Genomic DNA, 24,625 nt, shown 5'->3' with positions numbered 1-24,625 from the left:
TAATATTGTTCTGTCACTTGAAGATTAATCTCGCCACCAAACACATGATGTAATCCAGAACTCTCAATAAATGGCATCCCCCCGTAAAAAACAACGAACGCCGCGTGTTGAACAACTCGAACAACGAGTTGTTCTCGATAGCACCGTGGTCTTCAGCGAATTGATGTTTAACCCAGGGAATAATCAAGAGTTAGAATGGATCGAGCTACACAGCGAAATGGCGGTAGACCTCGATTTATCCAGTTGGCGCATCGAAGGCGTTAACTTCACCTTTCCCGCCAACAGTGTGTTGCCAGCGGGAGAATCCTCCGTTGTCGCAAAATCACCAACGGCCTTCGCACAACATTATGGCTTTGAGCCCGACCACGGCCCGTATTCCGGTCGACTCAACAACGGTGGCGAGACGATTCGTTTGATCAACAACAGTGATCGCGTGATGGATCAAGTCCGCTACGACGACGAGTGGCCCTGGCCGGAGGCGACCGATGGTTCGGGCGCCTCTCTGGTCAAGATCCATCTCGACGGCGGCAGCAGTTTTGTCGAAAACTGGACACAAAGTCGCATTCGCGGCGGGACTCCGAACAGTTCGGAAGTGGACACGACATCGAGTGCGATTGTCTTTCATGAGATATCCGAACGTGATGGCGATCAATTCTTCGTCGAACTGAAGAACATGAGTCAACAAACACAGAGCCTTGAGGGCTACACAATCACGAATGGCGAATCCGCCACTCGGCTAAATCTTGCTGGCGAACTCGGACCGGGTGAATTGCACGTTATTCGACAAGAACAATTTCCTTTTTCGACCTCGGAAGTCGATCATCTCTTCCTCTATTCCAGTGGTCTCGATTTCGTCTCCGATGCGGCTCGCATCGGAGATAGTCCGCAACAAAGAATCGACACGGGTGAATTTGCAAATCGTTGGCTTACACCGCTCGCAAAATCACCCGGTGATCACAACAGCGTGCCACTTGCGAGCGACCTTGTCATTAACGAAATCCTCTATCACGCCCCCGGAACTGCGGTCGATAGGCAACCCGCACAAATCGAAACCAATTCCTTGCTACCCATCGGCACTACGACTTGGCGTTATCGGGCGGCAAGCGACGGACTCAACACAACCTGGCACACAGAAAGTCACGAAGTTGGTGTCGATAGTTGGCAGCGCGGCAAAGGATTGTTTGGTTATGAACGTCGCTCATTAGGCATTCCAATCCAAACGGAATTCCCGAATCCCGCCACGATTTTCCCACCCATCATCACCTATTACTTCGAGACCAACTTTGATTTGAGTGCAGAGGAATTAGCCAAGGGCGAGGGCGTTGCATTACGGCACATGGTCGACGACGGAGCGGTCGTTTACGTCAATGGTCAGGAAGTGCTTCGCTATAACATGCCAGAAGGTCCTATCGATAACGGGACTTTCGCCAAGTCGATCCCGGATGCAATCCTCAGCGAGACGACCGTGATTCCGGATGACTTTTTGCGTGTCGGCCCCAATCGAATTTCGGTGGAGGTCCATCAAGCGTCCGTGGCTAGCAACGACATCATCTTCGGCGCCGAGATCCTGCAATCCAAGTTGATCGCGGCAGCGGTTCCCGGCCAGCCCTACACCGCCTCCGAAGAAGAATGGATTGAAATCTTCAATCGCAGCCAAACCGAAACGATCGAGCTGGCGGGCTGGAAATTGACCGATGGAGTGGAATTTGCTTTTCCGTCTGATGCGATCATCGGACCGGGAGAATACCGACTCGTCGCGCGAGACGCAAATCAACTGATGTCGAGCCATCCCGACCTAGCAACAATCATTGTCGGTGAGTTCAATGGCAAGCTCGCCAATGCCGGCGAGACCATTCGGCTTACGGACCAGCGAGGAAATCCAGCTGACGAACTGCGTTACCACGACGGGGGACGTTGGCACGACTTTGCCGACGGCGGAGGATCCAGCCTGGAACTGCGTTCTCCCGATGCCGACAACCGTTCGGCTGAATCGTGGAGCGCGAGCTCCGAGTTTGAAAAATCCCAGTGGCAAACCGTTATCTATGAAGGAATCGTCCAACCTGACGGATTTTCGGGTTCCAGCTCGGATCGCTACCACGAATTAATCCTAGGCATGCTGGACGATGGCCAGGTACTGATTGATGACGTTTCCGTCCTGGAACATGGAGTTGGAGGAATCGAACGAATTCAAAACGGATCGTTCGACAGCGACGCTTTGGGGAGCACACCCGCTCATTGGCGGATCGCTGGCAATCACTCCGGACGGGTGCTTCCTGACCCCGAGGACCCCAACAACCAAGTGCTGAAGTTGACCGCAACGGGCAGCTTGGAAGATCGTTACAACCACGCCGAAACCACCTTCGCTGATGATGCGCGAATCCGCGACGGTGTTAACTACCGAATTTCCTATCGTGTGCGATGGCAGGGTGGTTCGAACCAGGTCCACTCACGATTATTCTTCGACAAATTGCCGAAGTCGACACGCATTTTGCGACCAGAAACCATCGGAACCCCAGGTCGTCAAAACTCGAATTACGAGGCGAATGTCGGACCAACTTTAACATCTTTATCCCATTCACCCGTGCTGCCCAAGGCAGGCGAACCGGTGACCGTATCGGTGCAAGCGGAAGATCCCGATGCAGTCAAAGCATTACGATTACACTATTCGGTCGATGGCGGTCGTTTCACTTCGGCAGCGATGATGCCATCCGAAAAAAATGAATACATGGCGATTATCCCGGGGCAAGCAAGCGGAGACGTCGTCCAGTTTTATGTCCAAGCCGAAGACACTCGGGGCGCCACGAGTTTGTTTCCTGTTGAGGGCGCATCATCCAGGGCCCTCTACCAAATCCCTCAACAAGACGCGCGAAGCGGCATCCACAATTTCCGCATCATGATGACACCTGACGACACCGCGTTACTGCATAATCGCACGAATGTAGTATCCAATGGACATCTCGGAGCGACGGTCGTCTACAACGAATCAGAAGTGTTCTACGACGTCGGAGTTCGCCTGCGAGGCTCTAACGCAGGCCGATCCGATAACAGTTATCTAGGATTCCAAGTAGCATTCGATCCGATGCACCAATTCCGTGGGGTCCATGATTCCATCGTGATTGATCGTTCGGGTCGAAGTGGCCCAACTCCGCGGACCCAAGACGAAATAATCATCAAGCACATCGCCAACGCCGCCGGCCACATCCCCCACATGTTCGACGACTTGGTACATGTCATCGCGCCTCGCCGAAGTCACACGCGCACTGCTCTCTTGATGATGGCACGATACGGCAACGAATTCCTGGACTCGCAATACGAAAATGGGGCGGACGGAACCGTCTACAAAATGGACATTGCCTATATCGCGAATGGAACGACCAATCGTGATCCGGAAAGCCCCAAGGTTCCGTTTCCGTATTCGCATCCCCAACCCACCCGCGATCTCGAAGATCTGGGGGACAACAAAGAGGCCTATCGTTCCCACCTAGCGATCAGAAACAACCGCGATGCGGATGACTATGCGACGATTATCCAAGCATCGCAGGCTTTGGATAAGCTACGCTCCAGCAACTTCGATGAGGTTGCGGAACTGATTGACGTCGACCAATGGGCACGCGTCTTCGCCTTGCAATCGCTGACAGGTGCCGCCGACGCATACACGCGTGGGAGCTTACATCACAACATTCAGTTCTATACACGCCCCTCCGATAATCGCGTTTTGGCTTTGCCTTGGGACTGGGACTTCGCCTTCACCGCATCAACGCGACAGTCATTGATCGGAACTGCAGGCAACGCGGGACGCTTAATGAATCAACCCATTGCACGCCGGCTTTATCACGGTCACCTTTTGGATCTGATTAACACCACCTACAACAATGAGTATCTCGACCGCTGGATCGACCATTACGGTCAAGTTGCTAAGCAGAATCTGGCTTCAATCAAGAATTACGTGAAACAAAGAAGCCAATTTGTTTTGGATCGCCTGCCGGATCAAATCGAGTTCGAAATCACAACAAATGGCGGTAACCCCATCGAAACAAATGAAGCAATGGTCGAGATTCGCGGACGTGGCTGGATCGACGTGAGGCAGATTCAAGTTGACCTCCGAGAAGATCCAATCGAGCTTCGCTGGCTGGATGGCTCGCAGTGGGAAATTACATTGCCGATTGAACTCGGCACCCATCAGCTCAGCTTAAACGCACTCAACCATCAGGGAATGCAGACCGGACAAGATACCCTCACCATCACGCGTACCGCCCAACCGGGAGATATCAACCAAAATGGGGATCTCGATGTAGCGGACATCGACCTATTAGCCGCAGCGATCCGCTCGGGCCAACTCGGCCCCGATCTTAACGGTGACGATCGCCTTAACGAAGATGATCATGCTTTCTTAGTCCAAGAGATCTTCCAAACCAATTTTGGCGACAGCAACCTCGATGGATTTTTTGACTCGAGCGATCTTGTCTCCGTCTTCCAAGCCGGTGAATACGAAGATAATTTAGCAGGCAATTCAAGCTGGGCTGAGGGCGATTGGAATGGCGATGGGGAATTCACAACGCGTGATTTGGTGTTCGCCTTTCAAAGTGCCGCCTATCTCACCTAACACCTGTAAAAACGCGAATGTAGGCTCAACGACAAAGCCCAGCTGTTTCGATACGAAATCTGAAAAGGACTTCTTGCAGCACTTGCCGTCCTGACCGGTTACGCAGGATTCAAGCAATGAGCCAGCTTGTCCGTACGACCAGCGATCTGGGGATACACCAGTGGCGCAATTGAGTTTCCCCCGGGGCAGTGCTTCCATCGACTCACGCGTGGAATCGTCAATGATTCGCCGCATTGCCAACCTGCGTTCTGCCCCACGACTTCAATGAGTGGAACATGATGAAAATCGCTTTCAACGCCATCACCAGGCGATGCGTGTGACTCAATCGCGATCAAACCCACCCTACTCAACCGCAAGACGGAAACGAGCTGAACGAATCCAAAGAAGTGTTGTTAACGCCGCTTCTTAATTGGCTGTTAATTGCGATCGATGTGAACCTTATCGCCACCGAGAACTTGAAAGACAACATCTTGATCGATCACTTGAACGCTTATGCGGAATAAGCGTTCATCATGATCGCAATTCGCGCGTTTGGCATGTTTACGAGGCGTCTTTCACGCTTTGCCATGGCGGTGCCCATTATCGTTATTCCGATCGCAGTCAAGACATTAGAAGTGATGTCTATCAGGTGGCAGAACCTCAACTTCTGCGGGCGTGAGGATCCCGTCCCTTCTTCCGGAGGCTACCTGCACAATGTCCGCCTTCCCAATAACTCCATCACTTCGACGAGATTTAAAAGGCAGATTCATGCTCGACTGGAACTTCCCAAGAGGCTTCTACCGCATTCGCATTTTGCGGTGATAATTGGATCTTGCCTGCACGCAGGGTCACCGCTAATTCACGACGTCGGTAGCATTCGGCAAGGGCAAGAGTTCCACCAAAAGACAGTGGAAACAAGCTGCCTGCTCGCTCGAGCGATTCAAATGCGAGTTCCGTTTGCCCCTCAACTAAATAGATCACTCCTAACAGCTCCCAAAGTTCTCCGTGTTCCGGATAATGCCCCAGAGTACTTTGCAGAAGGTCAACTGATCCGCCAATAAAACCATCGCGATACAGTTGTTGGGCATTCTGAAACACATTGGCCATTGTCTCCATGCTCGATCCTTTCTAGGTTGCGAATGCGAGCTGGCAAACCGGGCGAAGAGGCTGCTGGCGGGCTGAAGTTATGTTGATTTAAAACAGCTAAGTCATTTGGTACGGACGAGTTGGCCTAGCATTCATTGTTTGACCTTTTCCCTGCGAACAATCACCCGTTTTGCCTATCGTCGGTTGCATTCGTTTCACGATGACCAGCAAGCATCCGACGACAAATAGTTGCTTGACTTTCATCTTCGGCAGTATCAAAGATTCTAGCCAGCCGGACCAAGCAATTCTTGCACGACAAGTTTCGAATCTGTTCAACGGAAAGATCGGTGATCCACTCGAGCGCCTCCAAAACCCGCCCATGCTGCTCAAGCAATCCTGCAAGTCCGATACGGTACTGCACGTTTCCGGGCGCCAAAGCGACCGCATGTCGAGCTTCGCTCTCAATCGCAGGAAGTGGATAATCAAGTTTTGCCATGAAGTAGGCCACGGCGTAACGACTTTCCGCATCATTGGGTAGTTGTTTGGCCACCTCACGCGATAAGCGTAGCGCCATCGGAAGGTCTCCTAACCCATCAAAGCCAGCAACCAGCCGCTTCAAGAGGGCAGTCGACAGATCGGGTTGCTCAACCAGGTAAATGTAGATGTCCCGAGCCAACTCATACCGCCCCGTATTCACGTAGCATTCAGCTAGCGCACATTGCGCTAAGAATGAAAGAGGCACATACAGGCTTGCCCGCTCCAATGCATCAAGACAAGCCAGACAATCGTTTGTTGCTCGAAACACCAAACCATAAAGCTCCCAAAGTCGCCCCTCATTCGGGTCGACCTCGAGTTGATCATGCAGAAGGTGCAAAGCTTCATCAAAGCAACCTGCTTCAAAAAGACTCGCCCCTATTCGTAGCGTTTCGGCAGTCAACGGTTCGGTCATCACTTAATTTCCTTATGATTCATCATTCATCACCCGTGGAATCAACTTCACGGATTCGGAGTCGACACAGTTCGCCCCGGCGATGGTCTCCTGCCTCAGCGTAAATTTCCATGAGTTGCTTAAGACTGTTCGCACATGGCAAGGAACGAAGCTGTTCCACATTAATTTGACAAGCCACCGCCTGGGCCTCGATATCTTGCCCCATGCGTTGCCGGGTCCGCAGGAGTGCAATTCGATAGCGGACCCGGTTAGGTTCCAATTCGATCGCTTTTTTGAGCACTGTCGCGATCATTTCCAAGGGATAGTCAAGACACTCCATGTGATGCGCCATCCCAAAGAACGGTTCGCCATTGTCGATTCCAACCTCAGCAGCTCGGCGACAGGCCTCCAGCGCAAGCTGATGGTCTTCCAGAGCGGTAAAACCGGCAGCAATCAGCGGCAATAAACTAGGCGCCACCTTCGGCTGGGAAAGTAAGAACCGAAACATCTCCCCTGCCAGCTGTCGGTGTCCTACGGCAACGTAACACTGTGCCAAAACACACTGACCAGCGAGGGAAAGCGGAATGATTAGGGCGGCGTGTTCGAGCGAATCAATTGCACCGGTAAGATTCCCTTGTGCATTGCGAATAATGCCATGAAGCTCCTGCAGTCTTCCGTCATCCGAATTCGACTGCAAGGAAAGCGAAACAAACTCGTCTGCCTCGTCATACAAGCCCTCTCGATACAGTGAGATTGCAGATTCTATTGGATAAGTCATGTTGCTCATGGTCGTACTCTCCTAGCTTGCTGTCCGGTCGAGACAAGACTTGCGATGCGCCAATTGACACAACTTTTGATTCTTAGATTGCTTCTGAATGAAATAATGAAAGAGGTTTCCCCGATAGTCTCGGTACAGATAAAGCTTGCCATCCATGCCTGCCCTACCAAAACGGGTAACCCCTTTCGTCAATCGTGCACGTTCGGTCGACTCACCCGGCACCGTCAACTTACTCCCCGCATCGGCGTTCCACACAACAAACTCTGCCGCGTCCGCCACGAAACCCAAACAGAAGACCGTGAGGAAACCATTCAACGGCCAGCTGCGAAACAACTTGCATCGCATCCTATTCCTCCTTCGGTCCCAAAATTATTTCTGCAACATCAGTTTTCCGTTGCGAGTTAGCAGCATTCGATAGATTTCACCTCGATGGCGGATGCGTATTTCACGCCTCCCATCAAGCAAATCTCGAGAATTAACCATGCGAGATGAACTCTGCCCCGTCCGAACGGCAGGTTCCTGCACGGAATGAACGGACCTGTTGTTTGACTCGGTTAGTTTTTCAGACATGACGCTATACATCCTCAAGAAACATTTATTAGAAAGCCAATTGATTTGATTCCCCACCATTTCGGGTCACCAACGCATTTCGGACTTCGGGGGCTGTGTCATCCGTGATGAATCTGACGGAACCACCGACCAAAACAAAATTGACACCGCCCCGATGATCACTGCGAAATACGCGGGCGCTATTCGGATGCCAATAATCTCCATTGTGGTTGAAAGCTTCTGGCAACTCCGCCGACATATGACCCCAAGCATAGAACCAATAACCGTGGGCCCACATCGTATCGCCCCATTTGCTTTCGCCATTTCTCCCGGGACAGTTTGCCCAAAGACAACCCTTGTGGCCGTAGTCGATTTCACCGAACAGCAGCGTTTTGGATGTGCCATCCCGGATATGCTTAAAACTCAATGGGTAGCGGCCATTCAGAGGCGGATTTACAAAAGCGCCATCCAGTTTCCCGTGCTCAGCGTATTTTGTTCGACTGGAAATAACGTAACTTCCGGGACCTAACTGCTCACCACATTCTAAATCTGGCACCTGCCTTGGAATCACCATGGACGGGCACAAATAGACACTTGGCGTGCTACGAGTTATTTCGATATTCGTTGGATGGGTGACCGTTTTTTTAAGGTCGTAACGCTCGAAGCGCGCCGCTTCCTCCAGATAAGGAAGCAGAATTACAAGAGTGCTTCCGCGAGCTTCAAATTGCGTACCCGCCTTGGGTGGCGGCAGATGATTCCGAGCAGAAGCATAACCATGAGTTGCGATGCCAAGCTGCTTGAGATTGTTAACGCACTGAATACGGCGCGCTGACTCTCGGCTCTCATTGATGGCCGGCAAGAGCAACATCAGCAGCAGGCTCATGATGGCAATCACCCCCAGTAATTCCACCAGCGTGAATCCCCCCGAAGCGCGCTGGGCACCCACAAAATCCCGATCGTCAAGGAGCGATAACTTGCGGGCCACTTCAGCCATCACCACTTCTCCCAAGCCATTTAAACAAGTCAGGGGACTAAGCTTGGCTGGCGGCGAAAAACACCGATGCTGGCGACCACTTATTGAGAACCATTCTCATTAGAGATGATAGTGGCTTTCAAGCCCTTCAGCAAGCCCCAGCTGGAAGGAGCGGTGAAAAAACCGTAAACAAATACTATAAAACATTTTATATAAACACAAGAATCACAAAAACGGTGATGAAACACGGCATTCCAGACTACCAGAAACTGGTTGACAGCTCCTAGCTCGGAGACTAGTATCAGCTTACTTGAATTGAGACGCAGTTTCATTACATGACCCTCGATTCTCTGATTGCCAGCCCGCTTGGCCCTTCTGGTCCCATGCTTGCCAGCCTCTGCGGCACTTCAATGAAACGGGCTTTGCCCCTTTGTGGACCCCCGTTCTGCTTGAGCGATCCGTCGTCGAAAAGTTCGACCGAGGCACAGCAAGCACTCCGATCCACTGCCGTAATCCACCTATTGTTTTTTGTTTGTGGTACTCAAACTGGGAGGCTTACATCGATGAGATTTTTCAACAAGTTCCTTTGTACAATTCTGCTGTGCGGAATCGGGAGTAATCTGGAAGCGGGAACGCTTGCCAGCGCAACTTTCGACACCGATTCCTACATAGCGTTTGGGACGAATAACGAATTTGATCCCGGCATTACGATCAGCACCGACTATTCCGCTGGCACACCGAACGCAGCATTCGTACATTTCAATTTCGCTATTATCAAATTCGACGACTTAGCGGGATTATCCACGAAGTCCGATGGAGGGGGCGACAAATTCCTCAAGCTCTCCACTCTCGCTGTACCGGACACGTCGACGATTGGAGTCAGCGCTACCAAAGTTGATTTCCCATCAACGACAGATGGCTACCCTTCTGCTGCTTTTCCCGGCACACCCGATGGTGACGGACTGGCTCGCCTGCAATGGTATCAGAGCAATATCAAAGGTGACGATCCGGCCTTTGGCGGATACGCCGGAAGAGCAGATCACCTAGGCATGCTTGAAATACCGGCGATGGGCGATTACTACCTCGATGTAACTTCCACGGTAGATTCCTGGATCGACGGAAGCGAAGCGAATCATGGCTTCGGACTCTGGGGCGTTAACGTTGCTGGCGGCCAAGGGAACAGCTTCGATTTCATCTCTTCCGATAACGCTACAGGCGACGGACCTCAATTAGTAAGTGTCGTACCCGAGCCATCCAGCTTGATTCTTACTTTCTTAGCAATCGGCTTTATCGGGTTGCTATGTAGACGGCAGTAGAAATATGTTCGCTCGCATCACCAAGTCAACACAAACGATGCTAGTGAGAATCAACGATGAAAACGCTGATTGGTGGTGCCTGTTCACACGGACGGAATAACAGGCATACCAATCGGCAATTCATTCCGAAACGCAACCACCTTCACGCATCCAGTATCGGCTGACATTTACAGCTTCGATTGACCAGTCTTTCCGCTCTCCCTCATGACTGGCACCCGAGCAGCCGCAACGGCCCAAGCAAGGGAAGCTTGCAAATCGCGTCATCGGCAACACCCCATGAGAATCAGGAGATCCTTGCATGAGTAACAACCGTAAAGAACTTTTTCGTTACAAAAGCGGCTCAACCCGAGTCAAGATCCTGTTTCCGATCCTACTTTGCCTATTCGATCCGATGATGGCTAGCGGTGATTTGCTGGAGTGGGCTCGGCCCGACATCGATCAATGGCTGTATCCTGCCAACGGAACTCCCGGAAGCAGAATTCTGGGGCCAACGTTCGGCTCGCTGGGGGGTCCAGGGAGTTCGACGGATCCCGCTCGCCGCGGCGCCACGGTGCTTGGATTTAACACCTCGATCGCGATTGAAGCTGATCTTGCTCCCCACCAATATGAGATCAACTCCATTCGAATCAACCTCACGAATGGTCCAGGAAACGGCAATATTGTCTATGACAACACGTACGACCTGATCAGCGATCTGGCCAACGACACAGATGATCCGGGCCGCCCCATTGAATTGTTCGGATTAGGATTTCGAGACAACTACCCGGATCCTTATGAAAAGCTGGGTTTCGACCCGGTCGACTACGCGCCACCTGAATTCGAGGAAGGTACTTCACTCTTCTCCAGCAATACAGGTGCTTACGATCTTTTCCCACTGGGTGACGACGGCTCTGGTAATCTCACCGATGTCTACAACAGCCCGACGGGTGGTTACAACGCGAGGCACGAAGAGCCCGTCCCAGCATGGGATACGGTGCCTTGGGCAATAGGCGTGGTGCCCGACCTCACCCCCGGCTCAACTGTCCCCTACGAATCAAACTACACATTTCAAATTGATTTAGGGCTGCCAAATGTGTTGGAACACCTGCAACAATCGCTAGCCGATGGCGGAGTTGGTTTTTTTGTATCTTCACTGCACCAGCCAGCCGGCCACACCGGCACGATTGCCTATCCTCAGTGGTATCTCAAAGAGCATCCACGAGGGACAGCCGCCACCATGGAAATGGACGTGAACATTTTGTCGGACGGCGTGGCTGGAGATTTCGATGGTGACCAGCTGCTCGGCATTGACGACATCAACCTATTGACAACCGTCGTTGCCTCTGGATCGCAAGATTTACGGTTTGATATCAACGGCGACTTGGGAGTCAGCACGAATGACTTGAGAGTATGGGTCAAAGAAATCAAGCGAACTTGGTTTGGAGACACCGATCTCGACGGCGAGTTCAACAGTCGTGATCTCGTGGCGATTTTCGCAGCGGGCAAATACGAACAAGATATTTCTGCAACCTGGACCGAAGGAGATTGGGATGCAGATGGCCGGTTCGGCACGGGTGATCTGATCAAGGCTTTCGAAGATGGTGGCTACGATATGGGTCCACAAAGCCCGACCAATGGAGTGCCAGAACCAGCAACTCTCCAGCTGTTACTCTTCGCCCTGTTCTGCATGCTTGCGGCGAATGCGAGAAAACGCTGAAGGGGCTGGAGCGCACATCGCCTGCAAGCTTAAATTCACCACGCGAACAAGTCGCTCTCGAACGCAAGTTGCTAACGCACTGCACGCTATTGGCCAGCAGAACTCTGCTTCAAAAAACAGAGTTCTGCAAAAGCCGCTCGATAGAAACTAAAGAACATTCACTTCTTTTTCAATCGAATCTTCATCCTGGCCAGGCCTTGCTACAAATCGGCTGAATCTGTCAGGTCATCGACTTCACTCGCCCCCCCAGACTTCACTCGCCCCCCCAGAAGACAAGTACTACATTGGGGCATGAGGAAGTAGAAACTCGCTTGCTTTTCATTAATTCACTGCAAGGCCTAGAAGTAAAATAGGAATCTGATTGCGTTCGCTGTTCGAGTCCGTCAAGATAAACATCCTACTTTTATTCACCCTGCAACTTCATGTCCCAAAAGCCTCGTCGAAGCGGGCGAAATTGGAATACCCAAACGCCTCTCCTGCGTCTCTGAATCTGCCGCCTCACCATGCGTTTTCTACTGATCATCTTTCGCCACCAATTCCTGCTATTTCTTGCCACTTACTTGCTACTAGTCTCAAACGCCGGCAGCCATCTTTTTGGGGAAGCGCAAAGGGCATACCATCGTGCCACCTTGCCGCCGCTGCTTGAGTTCCTCGACGGCGTACAAGTGAAATCACGCGACTTATGGCCTGCGAGAAAAGCCGAAATTCGCCAATTGTTGACAACGCATTTCACCGGAAGTTTGCCAGACGAAGTACCGACGGTTGTGGACGTTACCACCACAACGGAAATCGAAGCCAACGACGGATCACGACGGAAACGAATTAAGATAACTCTCGACACACCCCAACAAGCATCGTTCGAAATCGCGTTGTGGACCCCACCTGGTGACGGGCCCTTCCCGCTGCTGATGATGGCCCCACGCTATTATCAAATCTACTGGGCCGAAGACGCTGTGCAAAGAGGCTATGCAGTCTGCCTGTATCCCGGTGTCGACAGCCATCATCGAGAAAGCAAGTTTCCCAACTATGAAGACGTCTGGCAAACGTTTCGCCAGGAGTATCCCCAGGCAACATGGACGGAGATTGTCACGAAAGCTTGGTTAGCCAGTCGCAGCCTTGATGTTCTGCTCAACGTCACTCATGAATTCCACATTGATGCCGAACGAATAGGAATCATCGGTTTCTCTCGATACGGCAAACAAGCGTTGGTCGCAACAGCGCTAGACGAACGTATTCGCTGCGTGGTCGCTCGCAGCCCTGGGTCTCCCGGGTCTTGTCCTTACCGCTACACAGGACGCGATACGTTTGCCGAAGCACCAAGCGACTTTCCGTCGTTGTGGTTCTTACCTTCCTTGCGTTCCTACACGGGCCGAGAAGACGAGTTGCCGATTGACGCACATGGCTGGTACGCCCTAATCGCACCTCGACCGTGTCTCATTCACACAGCCCATAATGATGGATCGGAACCGACATTTGCAGTAGAGCAAGCCTACCGTGAGGGGCAGAAGGTTTATCAACTTCTGGGGCACTCGGACCGATTGCGGATCGATTACCGAAGTGGCGGACATTCATCAGGCCCGGATCCGGAAAAAATATCTCCAGCAGACCGGCAGCGAAATCTCGACTGGTTCGATCTCTCGTTTCAACGAGGAGATGCCAAGCAAAGCGACTTTCCTGTGAGCTGGATTCATCGATTCGATTGGCAGACTTGGCGCGAAAAACAGGCACCCGATGCATTAGAACCGCCCGGTCAGGCATCCATTCGTCAAATCATCCAATGGTCGCTGGGAACTCCAGCTGTCGATGATTCGGCCGATGTGAAAAGAACTTTCTTGACTTCAGAAGAATCAGAGCTGATGACTCACGATCGATGGGCCATCGATGGAGTCACCCGCGTGCCCGTCAGTTTCGGAAAGAACGTACGCGGCAATCTCTATTTCAAGGATTCGCTGGAGCATCCAGCGCCCGTCGTCATTTGGCTTCACCCGTTTTCCTACCACAGCGGATACAACGAAGGCTACGGCGTGCAGGGCACAACCGTCTATCACCGGCTTGCTGCTGCCGGCTACGTCGTTTTGGCCTATGACCAGTGTGGCTTTGGATTACGTTTACTCGAAGGACGCGACTTTTATGAAACGCACCCGGAATGGTCACGTTTGGGCCGAATGGTTCAAGATGTTCATGCAGCGGTTGACTACTTCGTTGATGGTCGCGGCAAGGCGAACGGGCCCATCCCGGCAATTGACACGCAAAAGATCACCCTGCTGGGATATTCGGTGGGAGGCATGACCGCATTGTACGCCGCCGCACTTGATCAACGAATTCATTCAGTCGCTTCGTTCTCCGGATTTACACCGCTACGAGCAGACACCGACGACGGACCGACGGGAGGCATTCGGCGTTGGTGGGAACTGCACGCACTCCAGCCAAAGCTGGGATTATTCGATGATCGCGAAAGTAAAATCCCCTACGACTTTGATAACCTGCTCGAGATGATTGCGCCGCGCCCCGTCCTAATCGTTTCTCCACAACGCGACAGGACCGCTAATCCCGCTGCAATTGAAACATGCGTTACCAAAGCAAAAAAAGCCTGGCCGCTTGCTACCACATCACAAACTTTAATACACCTCACGCCGGATAAAACCAATCGATTTCAGCGAGACCAACATCAAGTCTTTCTTAGCTGGCGAAAGGGCCTGTGATTCGCTGTTTTCCACCAACAAAAAGCGGCGTTCCCCCTCACCTTGCCGTGAACCCCTTGGGTAAGATTGACGAAGTTGCCCACTGTTTCTTCCAGTCTAACGAACCTTCATCAGGAACGAAGATGATGAAACCTCGGATCGGCTTATGCCACTTCGTGACAGCCTGCGTGCTAACTTGCCTTCTAGCAGAATTCACGTCAGCCGCTGCCCCTGCCAAATCGACGATCACTTTTCATCTTCAGGACGTTCCCTCCGGAATGCCCGTACCGGCTGTGGTCTGTATTCGATCTCTCGACGACCAATCTGTGCGTCTCCCTCCGGATGGCCGAATCATGACACGATTCAGTCAAACCGAGGAGTTCTATCAAGGAATTTCCTTCGATGCCGATGATCCAAATTGGATTGGACCAAGAAGAAAAATGCTGGGCAAGGGCGACAACAATGATCGCAGCTTTGTTTATGAACAGCTACCTTCGATTCCTTTCTGGCGAGAACCCGTTCGTTATCAGACGCAACCCAACTTTTCCATCCAGCTTGAACCTGGACGCTACCAGATCTCCGTAGCACGCGGGATGGAATATATCCCACTCGCAAAACAATTTACTGTGAGCGAACAAGATCAGGAACACACCTTGCGATTGGATCGCTGGATCGATCTCCCTGCAAGTGGGTGGTTTTCGGGCGATGTTCACGTGCACCATCCGACCACCAAAAAGTCGCACCGAGATTTCTTGCTTCGATATGCTGAAGCCGAAGATTTACACGTGGTTAACATTCTGGAAATGGGACACCATCATGGCACCGATTTCAAGCAGGCCGGGTTTGGTGAAAACTTCCGCGAACAGCGTGGGGACTATTGGCTGGTCAGTGGCCAAGAAGAACCCCGCAGTACATTTGGCCACATTATTGGTTTGAACACTTCACATCTAGCGCGGGACCTGGACACTTACGATCTTTATGACTTGGCGTTCAAACGAATCCATGACCAACCGAAGGCCCTAGTGGGATTCGCTCATTTTTCTTGGAATGGATGTAACCTTCCTCGCGGCTTTCCCTGGTATGTCACGACGGAAGGCATCGACTTTGTCGAGCTACTTCAATTCAGTCGCATCAATACGCTTGACTACTATGACTATCTCAACCTGGGGTTTCGGCTGGCTGCAGCAGCAGGGAGCGATGTGCCATGGGGATCATCAATCGGCGAAGTTCGAACATATGTTCATACAGGAGAGGAGCTCGACATTGATCGCTGGTTTGAAGGGCTGGCAAAAGGTCGAACCTTTGTTAGCAATGGGCCTGCTTTGGAATTCACTGTCAATGGTCAGCTTTCGGGATCGGAGCTGGCCTTTGACGCACCAGCTGTTGTCAAGGTACAAGCGCGTGCATTAGGTCATAAAAAGGTGGGTCTGCCGGTGATGTTGGAACTCGTTAGCAATGATGGAACGATTGCAAAAGTGCAACCAGCTCAGAACGAGTCCGGCAATCTGAGTTTGAATACACAAATCGAAATAAAGCGCAGTCAGTGGATGGCGATCAACGTACGTTGCGACAATGGTGCCGTCGCTCACACCTCCCCGATTTACATCGTCATCGACGGTGAACCGACTTGGTCGCCCACTCGAGGAAAGCCAATCATCAAGAAACAGCTCGAGGCGATTGCCTCTATCGAAACGGAGTTCTCCGGAGGTAACGACCTTCGTAGCCGAGCAATTTTAGAACGACTAGCACGCGCTAAAGGCTACTATGCCAAACTATTGGGCGCGATCGAGAAACCGCCAAAAGAGTAAGTGGCCGTGTCAAAGCAAGGGCAGGAACACAGGCACTGGCTTTTCATCGACGAAAAATCGCAAGGGAAGCGATTAAACTCAGCGATGCGCAATCCGAGGAACGTCTCAAGGAAATCGGAATTAGCTGGGCAGAGGCGAAGCGTTCATGAGACGACTGGCCTCTGCCTTTGAAACGAATCCTAGGAAAGTCTGATGATTTTAAACGAGACAGAACCTGACAGTCGATAATTAGGTTTCGGCATCCAGCCAAACGGACTAACCAACAGGCAAAGGATTGTTTTTACAGCATGCGCGTCATGCTGAACCACGATATCTAACACCCTGTGAAGGTTTGCTACGATCACAGACAGGAATGGATGACGGAAAAACCTACGACTTGGCGTTCTGAATTAGGCAGTACCGGCTTTATCCACTTTGACAAACGTCCCGCTGACGGGACTAAGATCATCGTGCCAGGGTTGGTTCTGGCAAAACAAACGGCAAAGGCTCGGCTTACGTTTCGTTTTGCAACTGGCGCAATCCAAGGAGGCCATGGCAAGACGTATCTCGATGGGGTCCGTCTTCAATCGAAGTCGCTTAGCGTCAAGACGATTGCTCCGTAGCAAGTCAGCACGTCAAAATCAATTCATCCTGATTGGACCTTCAAAGCGATGAAGGCGTCTAGGAGTCGGCTGGCCTCAACGAGTGCCTAAGACAAAACAACAACTCCTCATTAAATGCATTGCACAAGGAGTTAACATGCGGCGGCTTCAAGACGGAATCATGATTTCCCGGAACTGAAATCCTTCTCACCTTCTCGGTAGTGAGATCACACCAGTCGCGATACGGATTGATCGAGTGCATCAGGGGACGTATTCGAGTTTGAAACAGGGAAATCTTGAGACAGCTGGCGGGCGGTGAGTAGGCCTGTATCTTTTCCAGATTACTCTCGACACGTCCACTCAATTGTTCGGTAAGTCCCTCGGACTCAAATGAGCCCTGATGCGCTGTCAGCTTTCTCCGTAACCAATGCGTTATTTTTTTATTGATCAATTCAAATCGGTCATGTCGAAATTCGTCCAAAAGCCAAACGGGCACGTTAGCCATGAATCTCATCGGATGGCGTAAGGGCCCCGTTGGGAGCAGATCCGGAGACGCGTCGATGAGCCCCAGAAAATCGATCGCCCGACCGTTTTCATTCAATTGCCTCGCCGCCTCGTAGGCCAAAAGCCCGCCAAACGAATAACCGGCTAGACACCAAGGTCCGAGAGGACTGAGGCTTGCTACGCGTTCTGCATAATGAGCTGCCAGGCTGGTAAAATCAGCTGACTCTTCACTCGCAAGTGACTCCAAGCCAATCACCTCGATTCTTTCATCGACTTGTGTGGCAAGTTCTTTCAGATCAAATACCGAATCGGCAACGCCAGGAAACAAGAACAACTTTATTGGACGAACGTTAGATGAAAAATGAACCGTCCCCCCGGAAGCGGAATCGAACAATTTATTTATCCTCCAAATAGGCAGCCAGTTCTCCTGCACTTTGATTTTCCAGAAACGTCAATGGCGAAACCCGAACCCCAATTTCTTTTTCAATCTGAAGAATGCAATCCAAGACCCGAATCGAATCTCCACCGTAATCGTTAAATTGATCCTCGATACCCATTGGTAAATAACCGAGCACCTGTTCAAAGATTTGGCAAAGCCGTTTCTCGAGGTCGGTGGAATGCGAACAACAATCGGTCCGATGATCCTGCAATTCTTCCCCCTCGACTTCATGCAGCTTTGCCCGAGCAAGCTTTCCGTTATTTGTCTTGGGCAAAGCAGTGACACGACTGTAGCGAGTCGGATGACTTGATCTCGGTAGGTTAATCCGACAAACATCTCGCAGTTGCGTTACAGTCAGTCTGGCCCCAGCGGCGATCACGAGGTAAGCCTGCAAACATAACTCTCCACGATGATCTGGCTTGGCAATCACTGCCACATCTTCGATCTCTTCAAGCTGAAGCAATCGATCTTCGACTTCGGATATCTCAACTCGGTACCCTCGAATTTTAACTTGAAAATCTTTACGTCCTTGATGCAGAAGTCGACCATCAGGCAACCGCTTCGCCAGATCTCCAGTCAAATAGATTCGTTCACCTTCAGGATGAGGATTCGGCAAAAAGACCTTGGACGACAAATCGGGCTGATTCCAATATCCGGTCGATAGATAGCGACTAGCGACTGCGATTTCTCCTTCGTCGCTCTCAGATTGATTTCCATCTAGAAGTAACACCTGTTTTTCATCGACAGGCCAACCCACCGGCACCATCGAAGTTTCAAGCTCCATCTCCGATGTGATGAAATACTGAGTGACCGTGCGAGTTTCGGTTGTGCCGAGTGAATTCTGGACAACACACTGCTTGCCAAAGATTCGACGACACAATTCAACGTCGCTGCGATAGAGTGGCTCGCCTCCGGGTGCAATCAGCCGCATGTCGGGAAACCGATCTTTTTCCGTAAGTGATGCCGCAAACAAACGCAAGGCAGCCACATTGATATCGCAAATGGTAATCTTATCTTGCAACAGCCAGGCGGCCATGGCCGATACTGGATTTCGATCTAGATCAAAACAACTAACCGCAGCCCCGTTCAACAAACCACCAAAAATACTACAGCAGGATGCGCTCGAACTCGGAGCAAAGAGAAGTCCGTAACAATCATTTGAATCAGTTTTGAGATCGCGGCCTTGCCTGAGCATGTCGGCCAACACATTAGCGTGTGTGTGCATGACTCCCTTGGGTTGTCCCGTCGAACCAGACGTATACATCACATATGCAAGGTCGAGCTGTGAAACAGCTACTCGAGGATTTTTCTGCTCCGATTCAAAATCTTCCCCAACAACCAACTTTTGTTTGATCTCTCCAAGCAACTCGTCAGCGACACCGTCTCGTGTATGATCGGTGATCAACAACGGAGCATTCATTTCTTGCAATATTCCGCGGAGCCGTTTGACAGGAGACTTGACATCCAGCGGCACGTAAAACTTGCCAGCCTTGAGCACTCCATAGATTGAAGAAATGGCATCTGCGCCAAGCCCCTGCAACAGGGCGACAGGAGCGGGTTCTTCGCCGATTTCAGCCAGAATCCTGTGCGCAATCCCGTTAGCACGTGCATTAAGTTCTGCGTATGACAACGTGCGAGCACCATCAATGACAGCGGTTGCCGAATTTCTTAATTCGACCTGCTGCTCGAAGTGGGTCGAAATGGCCAACATCCTTCAGTCTCCAGTCGCAGAAAAACAGGAGTTAAAACGAAACGCGACTCCGTAGAATCACCTGAGACTACCATCCCATATTATGCACTTCAGAATAAAAAGCGGGGATTGGGGCGAGAAAACTCACATTTCCCCTGCAGCCGAAAAAGCTCCAACCGTCCTAGCAGACAGGCGCGATTCGGCTCAAGTTTTAGGGAGACAACCTGCTTGACCGTCTGGTGATGGGCACAGCAATCAAATCTTTCTTTCTGCACACATTTTTACCCTTGTTAATTCACGTTATCGAACCGCCCCATCGAAGCGTCCAGCCCCATGCAGACAAACATTCAATGGATTTCGATCGCCATTCACGGGGCCCCGTTCACATCACAAATCTGGGTGAACTACAGCATCGCTGCTGTCACAAATGACCGATCTCTCATTAACTCTCGATCGATCTTTAAAATTCGGGCGATAAACGAACCTTTTCGTTACTTTCCTAAGCCTGTTCCGATAAAATTTTGATTCTCCCCGCGGCATAATTCGTGTTAGAGTGACGGACACTCATAGACGGACACTCATAGACGGACACCTCTGTGAAACACCGATAATAATCGACCCAACAAAACGACAACAAGTGGAGGAAGCGATGCGTACGCGACTTTCTGGCGGTTTTTGGCGCACTTTCCAACGGCCTAATTCAGCGAAGCGTTCAAGCAAAACAAACCATTCGTGTAGCCCGCAACTCGAACGTCTTGAAGCCAGAAACCTGCTTGCAGGCGTCGTCATTAGCGAATTCCTAGCCTCCAACGATAACCTATTGCGTGACGAGGACCGTAATCGCAGCGACTGGATCGAACTGCTGAACACGAATTCCGAGCAGGTAAATCTCGAGGGTTGGTTCCTCACTGACGATCCAAATGACTTGGATCGCTGGAAGTTCCCCGACGTAAATCTAAACCCAAATGAACGGGTTGTTGTATTTGCCTCCGAGAAAACTCGCACTTCTCCGGATGGCGAACTACATACGAACTTTCGTTTGAAGGCGTCGGGAGACTACCTCGCCTTAGTTCAACCCGATGGACTTACCGTCGAGTTTGATTTTGGTCCCACGTACCCCCCGCAAATCCCTGACGTTTCGTTTGGGTTGCCACAGCCCACGAGTGAAGCAAGCGTTATCAGTCCTGGAGACTCCTCCCGCTTACTGATTCCGACCGAGGGAAACGGCGGGTCGAACCTGGAAACAAGCTGGACCGAGGCTGGTTTCGACGACTCGTCCTGGACTGAGGTGACAACAGGTATTGGCTACGAAAAACGCAGCGGTTACGAGGATTTCATATCGACAAATTTAGAGACCGAAATGTACGGTGTTAACTCATCGGCCTACCTGCGTTTCCCCTTCGTATTGAATGCTCCCCAATCGGTATATTCTCTAACGCTCGATATGCAATACGACGATGGGTATGTGGCCTATATCAATGGGCAGGAAATTGCCAGGCGACAAGCACCCGACGAGTTAAGCTGGAATTCAGCCGCGACAGATGCTCATAAAGACAAGGTTGCGATCGTACCAGAAGCCGCAATGATCAACATGTCACGCTTTCCTGATTTGCTAACGACAGGCACAAATGTGCTCGCCATTCATGCGTTGAATGATGAGGTCGAAAGCAGTGATTTCCTGATGATCCCCGCCTTATCGCTCCGCACATTTGGTGATCTCCGTTCGACGGATCGGCATTACTTCACGAATCCAACGCCAGGTGATCCCAACCAAATCGGGACAGTTGTCGGAATAACTTCCGCCACTCATGAACCCGAAATCCCCACGCAAGAGGACACATTAAACGTCACAGCAACCCTGTTTTCTACCACTGATCAAATCTCACATGTCACTCTCCATTACCGCCGCATGTTCGATGATGAGGTTTCGGTGCCGATGCACGATGATGGACTGCACGGTGACGGAGCTGCGGATGATGGAGTCTACGGCGCATCGATTCCAGCAGGTATTGCCGCACCTGCCGAGATGATTCGTTATCGGATTACGGCCAGCAGCACGGACCACGACTTAAGTAGCTTTCCGACTTTCGCCGATCCGGTGAACAATCGAAAATACCTTGGAACCGTTGTTGCAGATCCATCGATCCAATCGAACTTGGACGTTTTACATCTGTTTCTCGAAGATCCTGCCGCATCGGAAGTGACTGCCGGGACAACTGGAGCGTTGTTCCACGACGGAAATTTCTATGACAATATTTTCATCGATACGACGGGTCGAACCGTCGGCCTCGCCGGCCCCAAGAAAAGCCATGACATATTCTTCACCTCTGAGAACTGGTTTGAATTGGAACAGTTCCAGTTTCGGATGAATGATTTCGACATCATCAGTGACTTTTGGAATCGAGCCAAGGTGCGAATTCCGCTTGCGTTCGAAACCTTCCGGAACATCGGCACGCCGGCCCATTTTTCAATGCCGGTCCGAATTCAACGCAATGGAGAATTCTTCGCTACCTATTCTTTCGTCGACGGCGGTAACGAGCAGTTTTTAGCCCGCGCCGGCCTGGATCCGGGTGGAGCGCTCTACAAGATGAACCTGGGTTTCAACACCGGACGCGGCCAGTCGAAAAAGCAAACGCGCAGGCACGAAAACACAGACGATTTACGAGCCTTCTTCAAAGGCTTGTCGCTGGAAGGCGAAGAACTGATTCGCTTTCTCCTCGACAATGTGGATCTTGCAGCAACGAACAACTATTTGGTTGGCCTTGTCGCCATGGGACACGGCGATTGTTGCAACAAAAACCTGTATATTTACCGTGACACAGAGAACACGGGCCTTTGGGAGCCCTTGCCTTGGGACCTTGATTCTGCCTTTGGGCGGGGCGGTGTCGGTCGAGCCAAGGATATCTTTCCCACCGCGGCCGCCCTTTTCACCGGCCGTGACAATCGTCTATTTGACGCTCTATTCGAACATGTCCCCGGCTTCCGCGAAATGTACCTACGGCGCATCAAAACCGTCTTGGATGACGTTCTGCAGCCGCCAGGAACTCCGCAAGAAGAACTCAAATTTGAAAAACGAATTGACGAGCTTGTCGCACTAATGGAGCCTGACGCACTTCTCGATTATCAGAAATGGGGCACCTGGAAAACTCATCCGGAAACCGAAGTCATCACTTTTGGTAAAGAAGAATTATCAACCTGGATGGATCACATCAATATCCTCAAAGATGAATATTTTCCGACTCGACGCACCTTCCTCTACAACCAACTTACTAGCGCGAATCGTGGAGAGGTTCTCCAACCACAAGTAGCAGTTCCCGCAATCCAATTCGGACAGATCGACTTCAATCCGATTTCGGGAGATCAAGACGAAGAGTTCATCGAGATCATTAATCCAAATGACTTGGCCGTTGATTTAAGCGGTTGGCAACTGGCCGGTGGAATCGAACATACAATCCAGCCAGGAACGGTCATTCCAGCCGGTGGATCACTTTACTTGACACCCAATCGCAATTCATTCCTTGCTCGATCTGCCGGCCCCAGGGGCGGACAAGGGTTGTTCGTTCAAGGGAACTATGCGGGACACTTGTCGAACTTTGGATCCACCGTCCGTTTAATGACACCACAACAATCGATCGTGACGGAATTTCAAACCGAGGCTGACTTGACACCGACTCAGCAATTCCTTCGCATCAGCGAATTGATGTACCATCCACGTGACACTCAGGCCGGAGATCGCTTCGAATCAGATGACTTTGAGTTTGTCGAACTTGTTAATACCTCAAACACCGAAACCATCAATTTGAACAGTGTTCGCCTCAGCGAAGGGATTCATTTTGATTTCCCCAATCTGACATTAGCTCCTGGTGAGCGAGTTGTTACAGTCCGGAATGAAGACGCGTTCGTCAGTCGATATGGCACGGACATCCGTGTCATCGGGGAGTACGGTAGGACGGCCGATGATTACAAACTTAGCAATGGGGGAGAATCGATTCGGCTGGAAATCGCTTCGGGAGATTTGATCCAACAGTTTACCTACGACGACGAATGGATCGCGGACACCGACGGCAAAGGTTTCTCACTCAATCACGTTGAGCTCTCGGGGAATACGGCAACCTGGAATTCAGCAGCATCCTGGAAAAGTAGCGTTCGCATCGACGGCACCCCTGGATCAGCTGAAACCATTGCGGGTGACTTCAACAACGACGCCCAAATCGATCAGGCGGACATTGGCTTGCTCTGTCAAGCCATGCCAACGGGTGAAACTCGCTTCGACTTAAACGGGGATGGTGTCGTTGGGCAGCGCGACCTGGAAGTCTTAGTCGAAGATCTAGCAAACACATCTTTCGGTGACGCAAATCTTGACGGAGTTTTCAACGCTGATGACTTGCTGCAGATTTTTCAAGCCGGAGAGTACGAAGATCAAGCCCTGGCCAATTCAACTTGGGGCGAAGGCGATTGGGATTGCAGCGGTGAGTTTGACACCAGCGATGTTGTTCTTGCCTTCAAGCGAAGCCAATACATAGGGCAAGGAAAACAACCGATTGCAGCCAAAGAGCGAACACTGTCAGACTCGGACCTTGGTCAAATCGCAGCTGCCCGACCGGGCACCATACTTCCGAGGCAAAACGCCAACAAATTCGTGCCGAAAAAAATCAACCTCACGTTGAACATCGAGAACTCCAACGCCATTTGGCAGGCAACAGAGATAGATCTCGAAACGCGTGATCTGGTATTTGCAAAACTCGAACGACATCCGTTGCAGGCGGAAAAGCAAGAATCCAACAGGCAAGAGATAAACGATCTTGAAGGAGAAGAGTCCGAAGCAGGACAGGACACGTTTTGAGGCGTTTCACGAAAAAGGCCGCAGGGTCATGATCGCTGCGGCCCAGGAATCTCCGGGATATCAAGTGGTAAACATTAACGACGGACTCGTCGAATTGCCAACAGACCACCCATCAGCAAAAGCACGAGTGTCGAAGGTTCGGGTACAGCTGCTGCAGGATTAGGACCACCA

15 protein-coding genes are annotated in these 24,625 nt (G+C 51.3%); 7 read left to right on the top strand and 8 right to left on the bottom strand.

Translation table 11 applies throughout. The features are described from left to right. Positions 1–70: 70 nt before the first annotated feature. Positions 71–4,603, top strand: coding sequence for a lamin tail domain-containing protein (locus P8N76_18985; GenBank protein MDG2383766.1), 4,533 nt, complete (start codon positions 71–73; stop codon positions 4,601–4,603). 732 nt (positions 4,604–5,335) lie between these two features. On the opposite strand, the gene P8N76_18980 is transcribed toward P8N76_18985, so the two are convergent. The 6 genes from P8N76_18980 to P8N76_18955 form a co-directional block, all read right to left on the bottom strand. Further along, positions 5,336–5,698, bottom strand: a complete 363-nt coding sequence (locus P8N76_18980) for a hypothetical protein (protein MDG2383765.1) — start codon at positions 5,696–5,698, stop codon at positions 5,336–5,338. A 151-nt stretch (positions 5,699–5,849) separates the two neighbouring features. Further along, positions 5,850–6,617, bottom strand: coding sequence for a hypothetical protein (locus tag P8N76_18975; GenBank protein ID MDG2383764.1), 768 nt, complete (start codon positions 6,615–6,617; stop codon positions 5,850–5,852). Between the two features lie 22 nt (positions 6,618–6,639). Further along, positions 6,640–7,383, bottom strand: coding sequence for a hypothetical protein (locus P8N76_18970; GenBank protein MDG2383763.1), 744 nt, complete (start codon positions 7,381–7,383; stop codon positions 6,640–6,642). A gap of 12 nt (positions 7,384–7,395) precedes the next feature. Next, entirely contained in the window at positions 7,396–7,719 is a 324-nt protein-coding gene (locus P8N76_18965) for a hypothetical protein (protein MDG2383762.1), read from the bottom strand. Positions 7,720–7,743: 24 nt separating this feature from the next. After that, on the bottom strand, positions 7,744–7,944 hold the full coding sequence (locus tag P8N76_18960; GenBank protein ID MDG2383761.1) for a hemin uptake protein HemP: 201 nt from the start codon (positions 7,942–7,944) through the stop codon (positions 7,744–7,746). Positions 7,945–7,972: 28 nt separating this feature from the next. Beyond that, positions 7,973–8,917 carry a DUF1559 domain-containing protein gene (locus P8N76_18955; GenBank protein MDG2383760.1) on the bottom strand — a complete coding sequence of 315 codons (945 nt, stop codon included), beginning with the start codon at positions 8,915–8,917 and terminating at the stop codon, positions 7,973–7,975. A gap of 542 nt (positions 8,918–9,459) precedes the next feature. Between P8N76_18955 and P8N76_18950 the strand changes: the two genes are divergently transcribed. The 5 genes from P8N76_18950 to P8N76_18930 all read left to right on the top strand — a co-directional run bounded on the left by P8N76_18950 (position 9,460) and on the right by P8N76_18930 (position 16,999). Further along, positions 9,460–10,212 carry a PEP-CTERM sorting domain-containing protein gene (locus tag P8N76_18950; GenBank protein MDG2383759.1) on the top strand — a complete coding sequence of 251 codons (753 nt, stop codon included), beginning with the start codon at positions 9,460–9,462 and terminating at the stop codon, positions 10,210–10,212. A 298-nt stretch (positions 10,213–10,510) separates the two neighbouring features. Continuing rightward, entirely contained in the window at positions 10,511–11,908 is a 1,398-nt protein-coding gene (locus tag P8N76_18945; protein ID MDG2383758.1) for a hypothetical protein, read from the top strand. A 503-nt stretch (positions 11,909–12,411) separates the two neighbouring features. After that, positions 12,412–14,610 carry an alpha/beta fold hydrolase gene (locus P8N76_18940; protein MDG2383757.1) on the top strand — a complete coding sequence of 733 codons (2,199 nt, stop codon included), beginning with the start codon at positions 12,412–12,414 and terminating at the stop codon, positions 14,608–14,610. A gap of 122 nt (positions 14,611–14,732) precedes the next feature. Then, the gene (locus P8N76_18935; GenBank protein MDG2383756.1) at positions 14,733–16,397 is read left to right on the top strand and encodes a CehA/McbA family metallohydrolase; all 1,665 of its coding nucleotides are present in this window, start codon (positions 14,733–14,735) and stop codon (positions 16,395–16,397) included. 356 nt (positions 16,398–16,753) lie between these two features. Further along, positions 16,754–16,999, top strand: a complete 246-nt coding sequence (locus tag P8N76_18930) for a hypothetical protein (protein MDG2383755.1) — start codon at positions 16,754–16,756, stop codon at positions 16,997–16,999. A gap of 58 nt (positions 17,000–17,057) precedes the next feature. On the opposite strand, the gene P8N76_18925 is transcribed toward P8N76_18930, so the two are convergent. Further along, a complete protein-coding gene (locus P8N76_18925; GenBank protein MDG2383754.1) occupies positions 17,058–17,876 on the bottom strand; it encodes a thioesterase domain-containing protein in 819 nt (272 codons plus the stop codon). 1 nt (position 17,877) lies between these two features. After that, positions 17,878–19,632, bottom strand: a complete 1,755-nt coding sequence (locus P8N76_18920; protein MDG2383753.1) for a non-ribosomal peptide synthetase — start codon at positions 19,630–19,632, stop codon at positions 17,878–17,880. A 628-nt stretch (positions 19,633–20,260) separates the two neighbouring features. On the opposite strand from P8N76_18920, the gene P8N76_18915 reads away from it, so the two are divergent. Next, positions 20,261–24,454: a lamin tail domain-containing protein gene (locus P8N76_18915; protein ID MDG2383752.1), complete on the top strand. Its 4,194-nt coding sequence runs from the start codon at positions 20,261–20,263 to the stop codon at positions 24,452–24,454. The last annotated feature ends 171 nt before the right edge of the window (positions 24,455–24,625 follow it).

It is taken from the genome of Pirellulaceae bacterium, assembly GCA_029243025.1.
GTDB lineage: Bacteria > Planctomycetota > Planctomycetia > Pirellulales > Pirellulaceae.
This window is presented reverse-complemented; position numbering and strand designations above follow the sequence as displayed.